This window comes from Orbaceae bacterium lpD01 (genome assembly GCA_036251705.1).
GTDB classification, from domain to species: Bacteria; Pseudomonadota; Gammaproteobacteria; order Enterobacterales; family Orbaceae; genus Utexia; species Utexia brackfieldae.
The window spans coordinates 76,827-96,472 of sequence record CP133959.1; the positions used below are offsets into that span (position 1 = coordinate 76,827).

The 19,646-nt window shown below is 39.9% G+C and carries 20 protein-coding genes; 7 read left to right on the forward strand and 13 right to left on the reverse strand.

Features of this window, described 5'->3' with window-relative positions; translation table 11 throughout:
- Window positions 1-89: 89 nt before the first annotated feature.
- The gene (gene nadK, locus RHO15_00320; protein ID WVD63995.1) at window positions 90-968 is read right to left on the reverse strand and encodes an NAD(+) kinase; all 879 of its coding nucleotides are present in this window, start codon (window positions 966-968) and stop codon (window positions 90-92) included.
- 243 nt (window positions 969-1,211) lie between these two features.
- Here nadK and grpE point away from each other — a divergent pair, with 243 nt between their 5' ends.
- Window positions 1,212-1,793, forward strand: coding sequence for a nucleotide exchange factor GrpE (gene grpE / locus RHO15_00325; protein ID WVD63996.1), 582 nt, complete (start codon window positions 1,212-1,214; stop codon window positions 1,791-1,793).
- A 70-nt stretch (window positions 1,794-1,863) separates the two neighbouring features.
- On the opposite strand, the gene adk is transcribed toward grpE, so the two are convergent.
- The 10 genes from adk to putP form a co-directional block, all read right to left on the reverse strand.
- Window positions 1,864-2,508: an adenylate kinase gene (gene adk, locus RHO15_00330; GenBank protein WVD63997.1), complete on the reverse strand. Its 645-nt coding sequence runs from the start codon at window positions 2,506-2,508 to the stop codon at window positions 1,864-1,866.
- 268 nt (window positions 2,509-2,776) lie between these two features.
- Entirely contained in the window at window positions 2,777-4,249 is a 1,473-nt protein-coding gene (gene der / locus RHO15_00335; GenBank protein ID WVD63998.1) for a ribosome biogenesis GTPase Der, read from the reverse strand.
- A 19-nt stretch (window positions 4,250-4,268) separates the two neighbouring features.
- Complete coding sequence (gene bamB / locus RHO15_00340; GenBank protein WVD63999.1) at window positions 4,269-5,450, reverse strand: outer membrane protein assembly factor BamB; 1,182 nt, start codon at window positions 5,448-5,450, stop codon at window positions 4,269-4,271.
- Between the two features lie 61 nt (window positions 5,451-5,511).
- Window positions 5,512-6,204, reverse strand: a complete 693-nt coding sequence (locus RHO15_00345; protein ID WVD64000.1) for a tetratricopeptide repeat protein — start codon at window positions 6,202-6,204, stop codon at window positions 5,512-5,514.
- Window positions 6,204-7,532: a histidine--tRNA ligase gene (hisS, locus tag RHO15_00350; GenBank protein ID WVD64947.1), complete on the reverse strand. Its 1,329-nt coding sequence runs from the start codon at window positions 7,530-7,532 to the stop codon at window positions 6,204-6,206. The genes RHO15_00345 and hisS overlap by 1 nt, the downstream gene beginning before the upstream one ends.
- 5 nt (window positions 7,533-7,537) lie before the next feature.
- On the reverse strand, window positions 7,538-8,653 hold the full coding sequence (gene ispG, locus RHO15_00355; GenBank protein WVD64001.1) for a flavodoxin-dependent (E)-4-hydroxy-3-methylbut-2-enyl-diphosphate synthase: 1,116 nt from the start codon (window positions 8,651-8,653) through the stop codon (window positions 7,538-7,540).
- A gap of 157 nt (window positions 8,654-8,810) precedes the next feature.
- The gene (locus RHO15_00360; protein ID WVD64002.1) at window positions 8,811-9,275 is read right to left on the reverse strand and encodes a helix-turn-helix domain-containing protein; all 465 of its coding nucleotides are present in this window, start codon (window positions 9,273-9,275) and stop codon (window positions 8,811-8,813) included.
- Between the two features lie 40 nt (window positions 9,276-9,315).
- The gene (gene pdxY / locus RHO15_00365; protein ID WVD64003.1) at window positions 9,316-10,182 is read right to left on the reverse strand and encodes a pyridoxal kinase PdxY; all 867 of its coding nucleotides are present in this window, start codon (window positions 10,180-10,182) and stop codon (window positions 9,316-9,318) included.
- A gap of 35 nt (window positions 10,183-10,217) precedes the next feature.
- On the reverse strand, window positions 10,218-11,489 hold the full coding sequence (gene tyrS / locus RHO15_00370) for a tyrosine--tRNA ligase (GenBank protein WVD64004.1): 1,272 nt from the start codon (window positions 11,487-11,489) through the stop codon (window positions 10,218-10,220).
- 50 nt (window positions 11,490-11,539) lie between these two features.
- Window positions 11,540-13,024, reverse strand: a complete 1,485-nt coding sequence (gene putP / locus RHO15_00375) for a sodium/proline symporter PutP (GenBank protein ID WVD64005.1) — start codon at window positions 13,022-13,024, stop codon at window positions 11,540-11,542.
- Window positions 13,025-13,315: 291 nt separating this feature from the next.
- Between putP and nth the strand changes: the two genes are divergently transcribed.
- Together nth and smrB are read left to right on the forward strand one after the other, a co-directional pair.
- On the forward strand, window positions 13,316-13,954 hold the full coding sequence (nth, locus tag RHO15_00380; GenBank protein WVD64006.1) for an endonuclease III: 639 nt from the start codon (window positions 13,316-13,318) through the stop codon (window positions 13,952-13,954).
- A gap of 3 nt (window positions 13,955-13,957) precedes the next feature.
- On the forward strand, window positions 13,958-14,503 hold the full coding sequence (smrB, locus tag RHO15_00385; protein WVD64007.1) for an endonuclease SmrB: 546 nt from the start codon (window positions 13,958-13,960) through the stop codon (window positions 14,501-14,503).
- A gap of 112 nt (window positions 14,504-14,615) precedes the next feature.
- Here the strand turns inward: smrB and fbaA are convergent, their stop codons facing one another.
- Entirely contained in the window at window positions 14,616-15,692 is a 1,077-nt protein-coding gene (fbaA, locus tag RHO15_00390) for a class II fructose-bisphosphate aldolase (protein WVD64008.1), read from the reverse strand.
- Window positions 15,693-15,768: 76 nt separating this feature from the next.
- Complete coding sequence (pgk, locus tag RHO15_00395) at window positions 15,769-16,932, reverse strand: phosphoglycerate kinase (protein WVD64009.1); 1,164 nt, start codon at window positions 16,930-16,932, stop codon at window positions 15,769-15,771.
- A 295-nt stretch (window positions 16,933-17,227) separates the two neighbouring features.
- Here pgk and rpsT point away from each other — a divergent pair, with 295 nt between their 5' ends.
- The 4 genes from rpsT to dtd all read left to right on the forward strand — a co-directional run bounded on the left by rpsT (window position 17,228) and on the right by dtd (window position 19,624).
- Entirely contained in the window at window positions 17,228-17,491 is a 264-nt protein-coding gene (gene rpsT / locus RHO15_00400) for a 30S ribosomal protein S20 (protein WVD64948.1), read from the forward strand.
- A gap of 148 nt (window positions 17,492-17,639) precedes the next feature.
- Entirely contained in the window at window positions 17,640-18,296 is a 657-nt protein-coding gene (locus RHO15_00405; GenBank protein ID WVD64010.1) for an SPOR domain-containing protein, read from the forward strand.
- A gap of 39 nt (window positions 18,297-18,335) precedes the next feature.
- On the forward strand, window positions 18,336-19,190 hold the full coding sequence (locus RHO15_00410) for a virulence factor BrkB family protein (protein ID WVD64011.1): 855 nt from the start codon (window positions 18,336-18,338) through the stop codon (window positions 19,188-19,190).
- A complete protein-coding gene (gene dtd, locus RHO15_00415; protein ID WVD64012.1) occupies window positions 19,187-19,624 on the forward strand; it encodes a D-aminoacyl-tRNA deacylase in 438 nt (145 codons plus the stop codon). The genes RHO15_00410 and dtd overlap by 4 nt, the downstream gene beginning before the upstream one ends.
- The last annotated feature ends 22 nt before the right edge of the window (window positions 19,625-19,646 follow it).

The following is a 19,646-nucleotide window of genomic DNA, read 5'->3' on the forward strand; positions in this document are numbered from 1 at the left end:
GGGACATTAACGATTGAAATAATCTTTAATCTTTAATAAGTCAGTCTGTTGAATGACATTGTCGTCATGCAACAGACGCCGGAGTGGCTTTAATATAATTTTTTTGACCAGCCCAATTTGGTTGATAAGTTTTGAAAATAGTCATATTCACGGCTATGAATTAAATTAAAATCATAGTCGGCACGTTTAATAACCACTTCGTCATTGGCTTTCACTGAGAGTAATATCTGGCTGTCACAGGCAACTTGTAAATTTTTATTCGCGGTTGGAAAACGCAGTCGTATCACATCTTTACTTTTTATCACTAGTGGCCTGACCGATAATGAATGCGGAAACATGGGCGTAATGACAAGCGCATCTAGACCTGGCGCAATAATAGGCCCACCCGCTGAAAGTGAATAAGCAGTCGAACCTGTCGGTGTAGCAATAATTAATCCATCTGCGCGCTGCGCAAATGCATTACGCTCGTTAATATAAGCTTCGTAATCAACCATGTGTGCTACCTTGGTTGGGTGTACAACGACTTCGTTAACAGCTATACCGCTACTTATTTTTTTATTCTGTGAGTGAACACTCACCTCGAGTAACATTCTCGGATCTTCATCAAAATTACCCATTAACACTTCTGTGAGTTGTTCAATAGCGAGTTCAGGTACAATATCGGTTAAAAAACCAAGGTTACCGCGATTTACACCTATCGCTTTGATATTATGGTGGGAAAGTGATCTTGCTGCGCGCAACATATTACCATCGCCACCAATAATAATCGCCAGATCGGCTTGTTTACCTATTTCATCTAAAGCAACAAAAAGTGATTTATCAATTGATAAATATTTGGCCAGACTCTCCTCAACCAAAACGCGGTATCCTTGCTCAGTAAGCCATTTAAATAATAGCCGATGCGTTTCAATTGCTTCTTGATGACGAGGAATTCCGACTAATCCTATACATTGAAAAAGACGCGGCATAAAATGATATCCTTGTTATTATTTCTGCCTATTATACGCTAATTATGACTAAACTCACTACGCCGATTTTTTATCTGTGTAATCTTACGCTAAGTTAGCCGTTAGTGAGCATTTACATAAACTTATTTGCCTCCTCAAAAACATCAATTCAGACGAATTATTATCGAGACAAAACTTGAAATTGAATTTTTAATCCCCATAATAAATGCCATAAACGTTATTTTATTTAATCAGGGGAATTTTATGACTGAGCAAGAAAAAAATCAGACTGATATTGCTAAAGAGCAAGCAGTATCTGAGGACACAGCACCATCAACAGAATCGGAAACTGAACTGCTTGAGCGAAAAGTGCAGGAACAGCAAGTCCAGATTAAGCAGCTAGAGAGTGAGCTACAAGTCGCCAAGAAAAATGAAAGCGAAGCGATGATCCGTGCTCGTGCTGAAGTGGATAATATCCGACGTCGTGTTGAACAAGATGTTGAAAAAGCCCATAAATTTGCGCTAGAAAAATTTTCCAATGAACTGTTACCCGTTATCGATAATCTAGAACGCGCGTTAGAAGCAACGGATAGAAATAATCCAGAATTACAGTCAACCATTGAAGGTTTAGAATTAACCTTAAAATCATTTTTAGATACGGTCAAAAAATTTGGTATTGAGCAAGTGAAACCAGAAAATGAACAGCTCAATCCAGATTTACATCAAGCTATCACCATGGTTGAGTCACCAGATCATCAATCAGGTTATGTCATTAATGCCATTCAAAAAGGCTATACCTTAAATGGCCGTTTATTAAGACCGGCGATGGTTGTCGTGGCGAAATAACCATAAGATTGCTATCAAACCAATAAAAAAAGCGGCATTATGCCGCTTTTTTTATCACGATTAAGCGCAATTAACCCAAAATTTTGCCGAGCTCTTTAGTTACCGCTTCAACCGCTTGGGTACCATCGATTTTGAAGTATTGCGTATTCCCCGCATTTGCCTGTGCTTGATAATAACCAATCAATGGCTTAGTCAGTTGGTGATATTCCACTAAACGCTTACGCACAATTGACTCTTCATCATCTTTTCGGATAGTCAGTGGCTCTTGCGTTACATCGTCTAAGCCTTCTTGCTTAGGTGGATTGTGTTTTATATGATAAACACGCCCTGATGGCGCATGAATACGACGACCGCTCATTCGATCAATGATCATGGCGTCAGGTACATCAAACTCAAGCACATAATCAATGCTAATGCCAGCATCTTTCATTGCATCGGCTTGCGGCACCGTACGTGGAAAACCGTCGAGCAAAAATCCATTTTCACAATCGCTTTGCGCAATACGCTCTTTGACTAGGGCAATCACCAGTTCATCGGTGACCAGTTTTCCAGCATCCATTAAGGCTTTTGCCTGCACCCCTAGCGCAGAACCTGATTTGACAGCGGCTCTTAACATATCACCTGTTGAGATTTGTGGAATCCCATATTTTTGCATAATAAATTGAGCTTGCGTGCCCTTTCCTGCGCCTGGCGCACCCAATAAAATAATTCGCATAACGACCTCTAATAATATTTTTATTCAATAGGTAAATATTGATATTCAATCTTACTTTTTGAGACTAATCCGTCTTTTCTACATAAATAGTTGATTGCACCACAACCGATTATGCATTCAACGAAATCATGACATTTTGGACAAAGAACTTTTTCAACAAAGTGTTGTTTGCAATGAGGACAATAGCGGCGATCTGGTTTCTCTACCACTAAATCCCCTAAGCAAATAGGACAGCTATTCTCATGACATGCTATCGTCGTCATATAGCTTATTTACGTCCTCTTACATGCTGCATTAAACGCTTACGTTTACGTATCTGTGTTGGCGTTAAGGTATTTTTTCGACCTTCGAATGGATTATTACCTTCTTTGAACTGGATTCGAATCGGGGTACCCATAATTTTTAACGAACGACGGAAATAATTCATCAAATAACGTTTATAACCATCTGGCAGGTCTTTTACCTGATTACCGTGAATCACAACAATCGGAGGATTATACCCGCCAGCATGGGCATATTTCAATTTAACCCGGCGACCACGTACTAATGGCGGTTGGTGGTCATCCTGCGCCATTTGCATGATTTTGGTTAATAATGCGGTATTGACCCGGCGCGTTGCACAGTCATAAGCTTCACTAATCGATTCGAATAAATTACCTACGCCACTGCCATGCAGCGCTGAAATAAAGTGAATACGGGCAAAATCGACAAAGCCAAGACGTTCGTCGAGCACTGACTTCACATTCTCTCTCACATCACTGGATAAGCCATCCCATTTATTCACGACAATCACTAAAGAACGACCACTATTAATGATGAAGCCAAGCAGGGAAAGATCCTGATCAGAAAGCCCTTCTCTGGCATCAATCACTAATAGTACAACATTGGCATCTTCGATAGCCTGTAAGGTTTTAATGACTGAGAACTTTTCAACCGTTTCGGTAATTTTACCACGCTTACGAACACCTGCCGTATCAATTAAAACGTATTCACGTTCGTCACGTTCCATCGGAATATAGATACTGTCGCGAGTCGTTCCTGGCATATCGTAAACCACTACCCGGTCTTCACCTAGGATACGATTAATCAGGGTCGATTTACCCACATTTGGCCGGCCGACAATGGCAATTTTAATCGGTAAATCTGCTAACGCAATCTGTTCTTGCTCAAGCTCTTCATCACTCATTTGAGCTAAAGCTTGACCAGCAAACTCGTCGTCTTCATCCTCATCGTCCACTTCTTGATCCAGACCAAATATCGGCGTCAAGACATGTTCAATTAAAGAAGTTACTCCTCGACCATGACTGGCCGCTATTGCATAAACATCATCCACACCCAGCGCAAAGAACTCCGCAGTGACTGAATCAGCATCTAAACCATCGGTTTTATTAGCGACCAGGAATGTCGGTTTTTGACGTGCACGAAGATGCTTAGCTATCGCATAATCAGCGGGCATAAGACCTGCACGCGCATCAACCATAAATAACACAATATCTGCTTCTTCTATGGCCAATAAAGATTGCTCAGCCATATGATGTTCAATACCCTCTTCAGAGCCATCAATACCCCCCGTATCAACGACAATATATTCATGGCCTTGAATATGCGCTTTTCCATATTTACGATCACGGGTTAATCCTGGAAAATCGGCAACAAGCGCATCACGCGTTTTAGTTAATCGATTAAAAAGTGTTGATTTCCCCACATTTGGACGACCAACTAAAGCTATAACAGGTATCATTTATCTGAATTATCCTTTCTTAGCGCTCAAACGCATAAACATCACCATTACGCGCTTGAACAATCAGTTTATTATCGACCACAATTGGGCTAGCTAATAAACCACTACTACTGACATTTATTTTATATGCAAAATCGCCTGTTTTGGGATCAAGCAAATATAAATAACCTTCAAAATCACCGACAGCGATGTAGCCTTGATACCATACTGGATCAGTTAAACGACGATTAGTTAAATCTGGCTGTTTCCAGACCATACTACCACCGTCTGTGGTAAATGACTGAATCACATCATGTTGATCAACTAAATAGATATGTTTATCTTGGACAACTAAGTTGTGTGTTGAACCCACATTGCGTTTCCATAGTGTTTGACCTGAATGGAGTTCAAGCGCAGTTAGAGCGCCATTATAACCAATAGTATAAATTATCCCATTATCAACCACTGGTGTTGCATCAACATCACTCAATCTGGCAATCTCTGTTGAACCGCTCGGTTGTGAGATTCGTTGTTGCCAAATTAACAGACCATTGTCGATGAGCAGTGCATTGACACGACCATTACTATCGCCAACAATGACAGCACCATTAGCTACCACTGGCGTGGCTTGCAAACGTAAGGAAAGTGGCGGAACTTCTAAATTAACTCGCCAGACTTCTTCACCAGTATCTGTTTTCAATGCTTGCAAAAAGCCATTTGACGTATTGACTAAAAGCAGTCCATCACTAGAAAGCGGTTTAGCTAATACTTCACCTGCCATCTCTTTTTGCCAGACAACCTTGCCATTAGTTCGATCTAAAGCAAACATCTGTGCTCTTTCACTACCAATGTATACATGCTGCTCATCAGCGCTCACCCCACCCGAAAGAAGTGCCGATTGACGACGAAAGAATGAACTGGTTGAAACATCGGTTTTCCATAACGGTGAACCTTTATTGGCATCAATCGCTTTAATATCACCACTGCGTCCAGCGATATACACGACATCGCCATAGCTTGTTGGCCCTAGTAACGAATAGATCTGTTTGTTGCCACTGGTACTGTTTTTCCAGACCTGTGACATAGTAAACTGATTGGTAACTACCGGTGAAGGTGAAATCGTAATATTATCTTTTTCACCACTAAAAAGTGAACATCCACTCACCATTAATACCGATGATAGTACCAATAAACTGGACAAACTTCGTTTTAGTAAATTCATGTATATTCCTAAATCCATTATAGATATTATTCAATAAAAACCATTCAAGTCATGATTTCTTTTAATTAGCTGGCGCGGGTGCTGCTGAATTATCCGCCTGACTTACATTAGCTTGTTTTTGCTGTTGGTATAAAGCATCATTAAGTTTCATTTGGACATTACTAGCCAACTCAGTGGCGGGTTTCTCCTCAAGCGCGGCTTGATAAGCCGCAATGGCCTCATCATAATGGCCTTGTTTAACAAAGATATCACCACGAATATCATTTACCGCTGGCAACCAGCCTTCACCTTTAATTTTATCCAGCGTTTGTAAGCTTTGATCATTTAAGCCCTGTTGATATTGTAAGCGAGCAATTCGGGTATAAATAACGCCTAACACCGCATTATCTTTTGTCTTCTTGGCGGCGTTTTCAAGTAATGCTTGTGCACCAGGATAATCTTTGAGATCTTCGACATAAAATTGTGCCGCTTTTAAAGATGCTAATATACCATACACATTATTCTCACTATCAGAAAAAGCGACTAACTCTTTGACTGAATCAGGATTTTTAGCGTCTAATTTCACCACCAGCGCCTCAAAAGTCTCAGAAGACTGTGCAAGTTTAGCGCTATGGTGTGACTGCCAATATCGCCATCCCCATACGGCGGCAAGCGCAATAATCAAAATAATCACAATCAGCTGCCAATACTTTTTAATAAAACCTTTTAGTTCATTGATTTGTTGTTCTTCTACGTCAGAATGATGACTCATCATTATTCTCCCTTGATTTTAGCTAAAATAGTTAAACAGCTTGCAGCAATTTCTTGCTGTGTGATTTCAATTTGTTCACCGGTTTGCAAATTTTTAATGATTGCTTTATCGGCAGAGGCCTCATTTTCGCCAATCACGATAGCTATTTTAGCTTGCCATTTATCAGCACGAGAAAATTGCTTCTTAAAGTTACCGCCGCCATAATTAGTCATGATACGCAGATCAGATAATTGATCACGTAACTGCTCAGCTAAACGCTGCGCAACAGCAACAACACTGGTGCCATCACTTAATTGACCTGAAGCTATCATATAAATATCAATTTCGTTATCCGCTTTAAAGTCAGGATTAACCGTCTGCACAAGTAAGACTAAGCGTTCAACGCCAATCGCAAAGCCAACGCCAGGCGTCGTTTGCCCACCCAGTTGAGCCACTAAGCCATCATAACGCCCCCCACCACAGACTGTTCCTTGTGCGCCAAGACTGCTGGTGACCCATTCAAACACTGTACGATTATAGTAATCAAGACCACGCACTAAACGTTGGTTGATGCGATACTTAATACCAGCAAAATCAAGTAATTGACATAAACCGTCAAAATGCACTTTTGATTCATCGTCAATATAATCAAATAGTTTAGGTGCATCATTCAATAACGCTTGTACTTGTGGATTCTTAGAATCTAATACGCGCAGCGGATTGGTATACATACGACGTAAACAATCTTCATCCAGTTTATCTTTATGCTGCTCAAGAAATGCCACTAAAGCGTTGCGATAGTCAGCTCTGGCTTGTAAAGAACCAATCGAATTGAGCTCTAAGCTAACATGCTGATCAATTCCGAGTGCTCGCCAAAATCTCGCCGTTAATAAAATTAACTCTGCATCAATATCGGGTCCTTGTAAACCAAAGACCTCAACACCTAACTGATGAAACTGGCGATAACGTCCTTTTTGTGGTTTTTCATAACGAAATGCTGGGCCAAGATACCATAAACGCTGTTCTTGATTATATAATAAACCATGCTCAATACCGGCACGAACACAGCCGGCAGTGATTTCCGGACGCAGTGTTAAACTCTCTTTATCCGAATCATTACGGGCATGAAAAGTGTACATCTCTTTTTCAACAATATCCGTCACTTCACCAACAGCACGCTGGAATAATCCGGTTGACTCCACTATCGGAGTCCGAATTTCACTATAACCATAACTAGTTAAAGTCTGTTTCAAAAGACCTTCAATCTTTTGCCATACGACGCTTTCCGCAGGGAGTAAATCATTCATACCACGGATAGCCTGAATCTTTTTGCCTTTATTTTGCTCTGCCATTTTATTCACACAATTTCTTTAGCTGTAATTCTATTTGCCAGTAATTGAGCTTTAGCGCGAATTTTCGCCTCCAGCTCCTGAATCATTTTATCATTATCAATTCGACCGACCCGTTCACCATCTTCATAAAAACCACTTTTTTGACTGCCGCCAGCAACCCCGAGTGTTGAGGCCAAGGCTTCACCAGGACCATTCACGACACAACCGATGATAGAAACATCCATCGGCGTGATAATATCCTCAAGTCTTTGCTCTAAGGCATTGACCGTACTAATCACATCAAACTCTTGCCTGGAACAGGTTGGACAAGCGATAAAATTAATGCCTCGAGCTCTGATACGTAACGACTGTAAAATATCAAAACCGACTTTTACTTCTTCTGTTGGATCAGCGGCTAATGATACCCGTAAAGTATCACCAATCCCCTCGGCAAGTAACATGCCTAATCCTATAGCAGATTTAACCGCCCCTGAGCGTGCACCACCGGCTTCAGTAATGCCAAGATGAAGCGGTTGTTTAATCTGTTTGGCTAATAGACGATAAGCCTCAACGGCGGTAAATACATCAGAGGCTTTTACACTCACTTTAAACTGATCAAAATTGAGCTTATCCAAAATATCAACGTGCCGTAAAGCCGACTCGACAATCGCCTGAGGTGTCGGTTCACCATATTTTTCTTGAATATCTTTTTCCAAAGAACCGGCATTAACACCAATGCGAATAGGAATATTGCGATCTCTGGCACAATCGACCACCGCACGAATTCGATCTGCTTTACCAATATTACCCGGATTGATACGTAAACAGTCAACGCCATATTCAGCCACTTTTAAGGCAATTCGGTAATCGAAATGAATATCCGCAATAAGGGGCACTGAGACTTGCTGTTTAATCAACTTAAATGCTTGAGCAGCGTCCATCGTCGGTACCGAGACACGGACAAGATCAACACCTACGCGTTCTAATGCTTTTATTTGATTAACTGTTTTTTCTACATCGGTTGTACGGGTGTTTGTCATGGATTGAACCGCAATCGGCGCACCGTCGCCAATAGGAATATGACCAACATAAATTCGAGTTGATTGTCGACGCACAATTTTAGGCTGTTGATTACTACTCATACACGGCTCATTAAACAATTGATAAAAAAGATTGAATTGCTCATCTTATCAAGATTTGATAAAAATGTCTGTAATACAAATGGAAAGAGTAATGGATATTTTTACTCTATGAAACTTTTTGATTTTCATCCAGTTTTCTGAAAATCCACCCTTCTAACTATCCGTCAGCAAGCTCCTGCATAATACGCTGTGAAGGTTTATAATGCGTCACGCTAGTTTGTGAATCATGATAATCTTGCCATAAAAAAGCACCGGTAATAACAATAATGATAGAGAAAATAATCAAACACCAAAACAAGATATGCTTACCATGTTTTTTCTGCTGCTCTTTAAGCGCATAATTCTTGATCAGCGCGGGATTAGGTCGTGACGTGCCGATCATCTGTAAATATCCCTGTAACTCCTCGTCAGGTAGCTGAACAATCGCCGCATAAGATTTCACATAACCACGCAAGAAGACAAGCGGGATCATCTCTATCGAACCCGATTCGATATCATCAACGATAGCACGACGAATCCGTAATTTACTGGCCATATTGTCCACTGACAGATCGGCAGCTTGTCGCAACTCAGCTAATCTTGAACCAAACATCGCTTTCATTTCAGGGTTACTTTCACCCATAATATATTCCCTTATATCATGATTGCTCAATTGCAATTTCTTAATTAATTTTTTCGGCTTTGAACCAAAGCGTAGGTTTTGCGATTTCGTCTTGGGCTGCAACTATTTGTAGTTCATACTGATCACGTTTAAGCGTCTCATTGATGACAGCATAAACCGCCGACGTAGTATGTTCGAAAGACTCAACGAGTGACTTATCTAATAATTGATTGGCGAGAAACAGACCACTGGTTAAATCACCCACACCAACTGGCTGACGTACCCCAAAATCAACTAATGGACGATGAATATGCCAAGCTTCATCTTTCGTGACTAACAACATCTCAAAACGATCATTGCGATAACCAGCACGGCTTAAATGCTTCACTAATACAACTTTTGGACCTTTTTTGCATAATGCACGACTGGCTAAAATCGCCTCTTCTACATTATTGACACGCTGTTTACCATTAAGTTCCTCAAGCTCTAATAAATTTGGGGCAATCATATCACTTAATGGTAGAGCAACATCACATAAAAACTCCGCTACACCCGGCGCAACAAAGCATCCTTTCTCAGGATGCCCCATCACCGGATCGCAAAAATAGATTGCCTGAGGATTGGCGGCTTTCACTTTTTTGACTATCTCAATAATGGCATGACCTTGTTCTGGCGATCCCATATAACCACTTAATATCGCATCACAATGTTTTAACTCATCAATATCAGCAACACCGTCGGCGATTTCAACTAAATGAGTAGCTGGCATCACCATACCTTTCCATTGACGGTATTGTGTATGATTAGAGAACTGAACCGTATTCAATGGCCAGACATTAACACCCAGACGACGAATTGGAAATTCAGCAGCGCCATTACCCGCATGACCAAATACAACATGAGATTGAATTGCTAAAATATTCTTCATTTTCGATACCTTTATTTCAATTTGATCTCAATACATTATTTCCAAATTAACAGGCTGTAATGTTTTTTACCACGACGAAGTAAACCATATTGTCCAAACATTTTGTCTTCTTTTATAAATTTATAATCCGCTGACGACTGTTTGGCCCCATTAATCGCAATCGCATTTGATTCAATTAACGTTCTCGCTTGGCCACGAGACGGCGCCAGACCTGCATTGACTAACGCCTGCTGTAAATCCGCCTCGGCATCTAACTCAACTGTCGGCATACCATCTTGCGCTAACTGGATAAAGTCGTCCTGAGTTAATTCATTTAAATTACCTGAGAATAGACTTTGGGTGATACGCTTAGCAGCCGCTAAACCAATATCACCATGAACTAAACGCGTCACTTCTTCAGCTAAAACATATTGGGCTCTTGGTGCAACACCACTATTTCTATCCTCTTCTTCCAACGCATTAATATCCGCTAATGGCATAAAAGTGAAGAATTTGAGGAAACGATAGACATCCGTATCAGCGGTATTAATCCAAAATTGATAAAATTTATACGGACTGGTTTTCTTCGCATCTAACCAGACAGCACCACTTTCAGTTTTACCAAATTTAGTCCCGTCCGATTTAGTGATTAAAGGGACGGTCATACCATAGACTTGTTTTTGATGAAGACGACGCGTTAAATCAATCCCTGAGGTGATATTACCCCATTGATCAGAACCGCCAATTTGTAATTCAACTTGATGTGCTTTATTGAGCGAAGCAAAATCATAAGACTGCAATAAATTATAAGAAAACTCAGTATAAGAAATACCCACATCATCACGACTAATTCTTTGCTTAACCGCTTCTTTGTTGATCATCGCATTAACAGAAAAGTATTTACCAATATCCCGTAAAAAAGTTAATACATTCATGCCACCAAACCAATCATAGTTATTCACTATAATCGCTGAATTATCACCACAATCAAAATCAAGGAACGGCGACGCTTGGGCTTTGATTTTATTGGCCCAATCAACCACGATATCTTCAGTATTGAGTTTACGTTCAGCCGCTTTAAAGCTCGGATCACCAATAAGTCCTGTCGCCCCCCCCACTAGCGCAACCGGTTTGTGACCAGCTAACTGAAAACGTTTCAAACATAGTAGTGGTACTAAGTGTCCTAAATGTAAGCTATCGGCAGTGGGATCAAAACCACAATACAATGCAACCTGCCCTTGTGCTAAACGTTCTTCTAATCCTTGCTCATCTGTCAACTGAGCAATTAGGCCTCTTTCTTGTAATTGTTTGATCACATTGATTGTCATAGTCACACCTGTTTCTTTTCGAATCTTAAAATAAATTTAAAATCAATATTTTAAGCTTTATTATGAAATAAATCATTCGCTTTATTAAATTGTTTTACAATATCACCAGCAGGTTTTTTATCAAGTAAACTAACCACAATAATCGCCACTGATGAGAAAATAAAACCTGGAATTAAAGAGTATAAATTAAACCAGTTATAAAATATCCAGACAAGTACCGTCAGCGCCCCTACCACCATACCGAGTAAGGCACCCATTCGCGTCATTCTATGCCAAAATACGGAGAAGATTATCACTGGACCAAAGGCAGCACCAAATCCAGCCCAGGCATGAGCAACCAGTCCTAAAACACTACTTTCCGGATTTAACGCTAATAAAAAGGCAATGATTGAAACTAACAATACCATCGCGCGGCCGACCCAGACTAACTCTTTCTGAGAGGCTTTTGGTCTGAAAAAAGCACGATATAAATCTTCGGTTATCGCACTAGAACTCACTAATAACTGACAACTTAACGTACTCATGACAGCGGCTAAAATCGCTGCCAATAAAATACCTGCCATCCATGGATTGAACAAAAGTTTAGAAAGCTCAATAAAAATACGTTCTTGCTTACCTTGATCGACTAAATACATCATTTCAGGATGTCCAGCAAAATAAGCAATCCCAAAGAATCCAACCGCAATCGCACCACCTAAGCATAAAATCATCCAGGTCATGCTAATGCGACGCGCTTTTTTCATCACTTTGTGAGAATCGGCCGCCATAAAACGAGCTAAAATATGTGGTTGACCAAAATAACCCAGACCCCAGCCTAACAATGAGATGATGGCAATCCAGTCCATATGCGTAAAGATATCTAAATAGGAGGCTGATTTAGCTTGAATCATCATCATGGCATCATCAAAACCACCAGCATGAATAATCACCATAATAGGCGTAATAATGAGTGCAAACATCATCAGGCTTGCCTGTATCGTATCTGTCCAGCTCACCGCTAAAAAACCACCAATCAGGGTGTAAATCAGCGTTGCGCTCATACCTGCAATCATTGCCATGGGATAACTCATACCAAATGTACTTTCAAATAATTTCGCGCCAGCCACAATACCAGACGCGCAGTAAATGGTAAAAAAGACCAAAATGACAACCGCTGAGAATAGTCTTAAAATACGGCTATCATCTGCAAATCGATAGGAAAAATAATCGGGTAATGTGAGGGCATTATGATTGACCTCAGTAAAAACTCTTAACCGCCCTGCAATTAATAACCAGTTAAGATAGGCACCAATAACCAAGCCAATGGCAATCCAGCTTTGAGAAATACCAAATAAAAATACTGCGCCAGGTAATCCCATTAATAGCCAGCCACTCATATCTGATGCACCAGCAGATAAGGCAGTCACAAAGCCGCCAATTTTTCTACCACCTAAAATATAATCACCAAAATTACGGGTTGCTTTAAATGCAATTAAACCAATAATGATCATTCCGCTAATATAGACTAAGAATGTCACAAGTAATGGCAAAGTCATTGGATTCCTCTTTATTATTGTTTGGCTGTTTTTAGATAGATCAGCCGAGGAGAATAACATAAAAATATCGGGCTATAAAGCTATCCCCCTATTTTGTCTGTTTATTGATAAAAACAATATATAAAATCATACTGTCGATAGCGATAACCAGCATAAAATACTTCTACTACATTCCATCAAGTACAAGAGACGATGAAATTTCCTATTTTTCATAATCTTGGTATACTCTCTTCATTCGAATAAAAGTAAACTAACAAAAGCATTGATACGGTTTGTCAATAAGGTTTAATCGTGAATAAGTTAAAAAGAGTGGCAATATTAAAACGTTTGCAAGCGCATATCAAAGATCCAACAACAGAGCTCATCTATCAAACACCTTTTGAGTTATTAATCGCAGTCATCTTGTCTGCGCAAGCAACTGATGTGAGCGTCAATAAAGCAACCAAGCCACTCTATCAAATTGCCAATACACCGCAGGCTATTTTTTCTCTTGGTGTTGATAAGTTAAAAACTTATATCCGAACCATCGGTTTATATAATAGTAAAGCCGAAAATATTATTAAAACTTGTCAAATATTGATAGAACAACATCATGGTGAAGTGCCGGAAGATTTTAATGCGCTCGTCGCTTTACCTGGCGTTGGACGTAAAACGGCTAATGTTGTTCTCAATACGGCATTTGGCTGGCCAACTATTGCAGTCGATACACATATTTTTCGTGTCTGTAATCGTACCCATTTTGCGCCAGGCAAAACCGTTGAAGCCGTAGAAGATAAGTTACTCAATGTTGTCCCTGATGAATATAAGCTTGATTGTCACCACTGGTTTATTTTACATGGACGCTATACCTGTATTGCACGTAAACCACGCTGCGGTTCATGCGTGATTGAAGATCTTTGTGAATTTAAAGAAAAAGTTTATCCGGAATAATATATGCCCATGAAGAATAACGCGACAAAAGAAGATTTGGCTTTATTTAAAGTTTCGATTGGTCAAGTACAAACTTTAAAACAAGATACCGTTGTCCATCAACCACAAAAACTACCGAGAAAACAGAAACAAGAGCAGAAATTACAACAACAAGTCATCGACACCCGATTCTATTTTTCAGATGAGTATCAGCCGTTAATACAAGATGATCCGATTCGTTACGTGCGAGAGAATGCGGATCCTAACGAGATAAAAAAGCTCCGTCGAGGCTTCTATGAACCAGAGTTTTTCCTTGATTTACATGGTTTAACCCAACAAGAAGCAAAACAAGAAATTGCGGCCTTAATTAATGTTTGTTTAAATGAGCGGGCTTACTGTAGCTGTATTATGTATGGCCATGGTAAAAATATTTTGAAAAAACAAACGCCAATGTGGCTGGCACAGCACCCGGCTATACTGGGTTTTCATCAAGCACCAAAAGAGTATGGTGGTAGTGCAGCACTGCTATTTTTAGTCGATATTGATCATCTCGACAAAAGCCAAAAATAGCCTAATAACCATACCGCTACAACCAAACCTGCAAAATAGATAATTGCTATCCAATAAAAAACGACCATTAAGGTCGTTTTTTATTTCATCATGTTTTAATCAACAACAATGATTATAATACATCAATCGCATTTAGCTCTTTAAACGCTAATTCAAGACGTTGAATCAGTGATAATTCACCTTCACGTAACCAAACACGTGGATCGTAGTATTTCTTATTCGGTTGATCAGCACCTTGAGGGTTACCTAATTGACCTTGTAAGTAATCTTCATTTTTCTTGTAATAATTTAAGATACCTTCCCAGTTAGCCCACTGAGTATCAGTATCAATATTCATTTTTACCACACCATAGCTCACTGCTTCAGCAATCTCTTCTTGCGTAGAGCCTGAACCGCCATGGAAAACGAAGTTAATTGATTTTTCAGGTAAATCAAACTTTTCAGAAACATATTTTTGAGAGTTATCCAAAATTTTTGGCGTTAACTTAACGTTGCCTGGTTTATATACACCATGAACGTTACCAAAAGAAGCCGCAATCGTGAAACGAGGACTAATTGCACTTAATTTTTCATAGGCATAAGCAACATCTTCAGGCTGAGTATAAAGTGCTGAACTGTCCATATGGCTGTTGTCAACACCATCTTCTTCACCACCCGTACAACCTAACTCAAGTTCCAATGTCATACCCATTGTTGACATTCTAGCTAAATATTGACAGCAAATATCAATATTTTCTTCTAGCGACTCTTCTGATAAATCGATCATATGAGAAGAGAACAGTGGTTTACCCGTTTTTGCGAAATGGGCTTCACCCGCGGTCAATAGCCCGTCAATCCAAGGTAATAATTTTTTAGCACAATGGTCAGTATGTAATAACACAGGTACGCCATATTTTTGTGCAACAAGATGAACATGATGTGCACCGGCAATCGCACCGATCACTGCACTTTCTTGACCTTCAAGTTTTAAGCCTTTACCTGCCATAAATTGTGCGCCGCCGTTAGAAAACTGAACAATAACCGGTGAACGTACTTTGGCTGCAGATTCAATAACTGCATTAATCGTGTCAGAGTTCACACAGTTAACCGCTGGTAACGCAAACTTGTTTTCTCTAGCAACTTGAAAGACTTTTTGAACGTCATCACCAGTAACAACGCCTGGTTTTACAACATCGAGGATTTTAGACATAGTTTATACCTATTTGTATGGTTCGAAAACAGAAGGACTGACTGATGCCAATCCTTCTTAATAGTAAAGGAAGAACTTATGCTTTAGCGCGTGCTTCTAACATAGAGACCGCAGGTAGCTCTTTACCTTCAACAAATTCAAGGAAAGCTCCGCCACCCGTTGAGATATAAGAGACTTTATCTTCAATATTGAACAGATCAATCGCGGCTAAGGTATCACCACCACCTGCAATAGAAAAACCAGCGCTCTCAGCGATCGCTTTAGACACAACTTCTGTACCATGACGGAAATTAGGGAACTCAAATACACCAACTGGACCATTCCATAAAATGGTTTTAGCATTTTTGATAATATCCGCAAGCACTTGGGCTGAATCATCACCTAAATCAAGAATTTGTTCATTATCCTGCACATCTTTAACTGATTTTAATGTTGCTGGCGCAGTTTCACTAAACTCAGTGGCAACACGGACATCGGTTGGGACTGGAATATGACACTTTTCCATTAAACGTTTTGCTTCAGGAATCAGATCAGCTTCATAAAGTGATTTACCGACGTTATAGCCCGCAGCCGCAATAAACGTATTTGCAATGCCACCACCAACAACAAGTTGATCAGCAATTTTTGACAGCGAATCTAGTACAGTTAATTTAGTTGATACTTTAGATCCACCAACAATTGCGATCATCGGTCTTGCTGGATTACTTAGCGCCTTACCTAAAGCCTCTAATTCTGCTGATAATAATGGGCCCGCACATGCTACAGGTGCAAATTTACCCACACCATGTGTTGAGGCTTGAGCACGATGCGCAGTACCAAAGGCATCCATCACATAAATATCACATAATGCTGCATATTTTTTAGATAGTGCTTCATCGTCTTTCTTTTCGCCTTTATTGAAACGCACATTTTCCAGCACAACCAGCTCACCATCTTTGACATCAACACCATCAATATAGTCTTTAACTAAACGAACTGGGAAGCTCACGTGTGCTTTTAAATAGTCTACAACAGGTTGTAGTGAAAAAGCTTCATCATATTCACCTTCAGTCGGACGACCCAGATGAGAAGTGACCATAACTTTCGCACCCTGCTTAATCGCAAGTTCAATTGTCGGTAGTGAAGCACGGATACGTGCATCTGATGTAACCTTACCATCTTTAACTGGAACATTCAGATCTGAACGAATAAATATACGCTTGCCTTTAAGATCAAGATCGGCCATTTTAATGATTGCCATGGAACTTCCTCATTTTCATATTAAAATTCAAAAACTACTTAATATTCTATCATAAAAAGATTTCAGTAGTGAACGCTTATCATAAATTTCCTATTTGAATTCACAGACATTAAACGCTAAAATGTTGAGTAATCCATTTCCTATCAAAACAAAAGTTATCATATTAGTCATGACAAGTGACAGCTTGATTTATCCTGGTTAGGCGATGAGAGAGAAAAGTTCATTGACAAATGAATGTAAATGGGGTATATTTCCCCGCCTTGTAAAAGTCATTATTTTAATTCGGGAGTTGACCTTGGCTAATATCAAATCAGCTAAGAAACGTGCTGTCCAATCAGAGAAGCGTCGTAAGCATAATGCAAGCCGTCGCTCCATGATGCGTACTTATATCAAAAAAGTATACGCAGCGGTTGCAGCAGGTGATAAAGAAACAGCATTAGCAGCATTTAAAGACATGCAAGTCGTTGTTGACCGTCAGGCAGCACGTGGTTTAGTTCATAAGAACAAAGCAGCACGTCATAAATCTAATTTAACAAAACAAATTAATGCATTAGCTTAATCGATTACGTTTAATTTGTTTTACCAAATCAAAAGCGGTTATTTAAACCGCTTTTTTTATGCAAAAAAGAAGATAAATACTAGCTAAAACGCCAGGACTTCAGTAACATAACATTTTATTCAGTGCGCCTATTTAGAGAGAAATAACAATGGCTCAGCGTGATTATGTGAGAAAAAAGAAAGGAAGCTCTAAGCAAAACCACTCCCGTGTTATTCCTAAATTGATGATGGTAATTGGCATCATTCTGATTGTGCTTTTTGTCGCAATATTATACGTCATCTCTAAAAATAGATCAGACAGTAAACCAGTTACGAACGTTCAAAAACCGGTATCTAAACCCGAAGTCTTATTGCCGGAAAAACCACAAGAGCGATGGGCTTATCTAAAACAGCTAGAGAATCCAGACGGCGAGAAAGATATTCGTCCGCAAAATCAAACCACCGCCAGCGAACGAGAACAAATTTTAAATTCATTTCGAAATGAAGCCTCATCATCAAATTCAGTAAAACCAGCTGGAAATAAGACAGCCCAAGTTTCTGCACCGTCAAAAACAGTTGAAACGACACCACCGAAATCATCAACAAACACAAAATGGGCGATTCAGTGTGGCGCCTTCAAAGATAAAAGTAATGCCGAGTCACAACGGGCTCGAATTGCCATGTCAGGGATAGAAAGTAAGGTGCAATCAGCTTCACTCTATCGAGTCATCGTGGGTTCAGAGTATGGCAGTAAAGCCCAGGCAGAAACGATTGTCGCTCAGCTCAAGCATAACGGTATAAATAACTGTATTATTAGTAATAAATAACAAAAACCAATAAAATTTTAGCTATCTGAGAATGGAATCATGAATAATTTGTTAATTGCATCTGATAAAATTAAGCGTTTTTTGATTTTACTGTGGCAGCGCATGAATGAAAATAGGCTAACGACTAATGCCGCAAGTCTTGCCTACACCACGATTCTTGCTTTAGTGCCGCTGATTGCCGTTATCTTCTTCCTATTATCCGCATTTCCGATGTTTAGCGAAGTGACTGAAACAATAAAAGAATTTGTTTTTGATAACTTAGTACCCGCTACCAAAGAGACCGTACAGCCCTATCTGGAGCAGTTTGTCGCTAATTCTAATAGAATGACGGTCATTGGCGTATGTGGACTTATCGTCACGTCATTATTATTAATTAACTCTATTTATAGCACTTTGAACTCAATCTGGCGTACCACTCGCAAACGCTCTTTTTTCTATAGCTTAACCATCTACTGGACAATTTTAACACTGGGTCCCATTTTGGTCGGTACTAGTCTGGTTATCAGCTCTTATGTATTTTCATTACAATTTTTCTCTGATATTGATGCTATTAATCTATTACTGAGAATGCTGCCTTTTGTGCTCTCTATCATCAGTTTCTGGCTGCTGTATAGTATCGTGCCAACAGAACCGGTGCCTGTTTTAGAATCAGTGATTGGTGCCATTATCGCGGCTTCACTATTTGAACTAGGTAAGAAAGCGTTTACCCTTTATGTGACCTCTTTTCCAACTTATCAACTTATCTACGGTGTGCTTGCGTCATTACCGTTACTCTTGATTTGGATTTATATATCTTGGTGTATCGTCTTATTTGGCGCTGAATTTGCCGCGACACTAACGGCATTTAGAAAAAACCGCCAACGCAACAGTGACCATCAAGAGCTGACAAAATGATTGCTTTAATACAACGCGTTAAGCAAGCCAGTGTTCAAGTGGACAACCAAATTATCGGCGCAATCAACTATGGTTTACTCGTTTTTCTCGGTGTGGAAAAAGAAGATAATGAAGAAAAATCAGCACGTCTGTGTGAACGGGTTATGGGTTATCGGATATTTAATGATCTTGACGGAAAAATGAATCTGAATGTGCAGCAGGTCGGCGGTAGCGTATTGGTTGTTTCACAATTTACTCTGGCGGCTGATACCCAAAAAGGGATGCGACCCAGTTTTTCGCGAGGCGCTGCACCAGATGAGGCTGAGCGACTATACCAGCATTTTATCCACCAATGTATCCAGAAAGATATACTGACACAAACAGGCCAATTTGCTGCCGATATGCAAATCTCGTTAATCAATGATGGTCCCGTGACGTTTTGGTTACAGGTATAACGCTTAAGAGTTTGGCTTGATT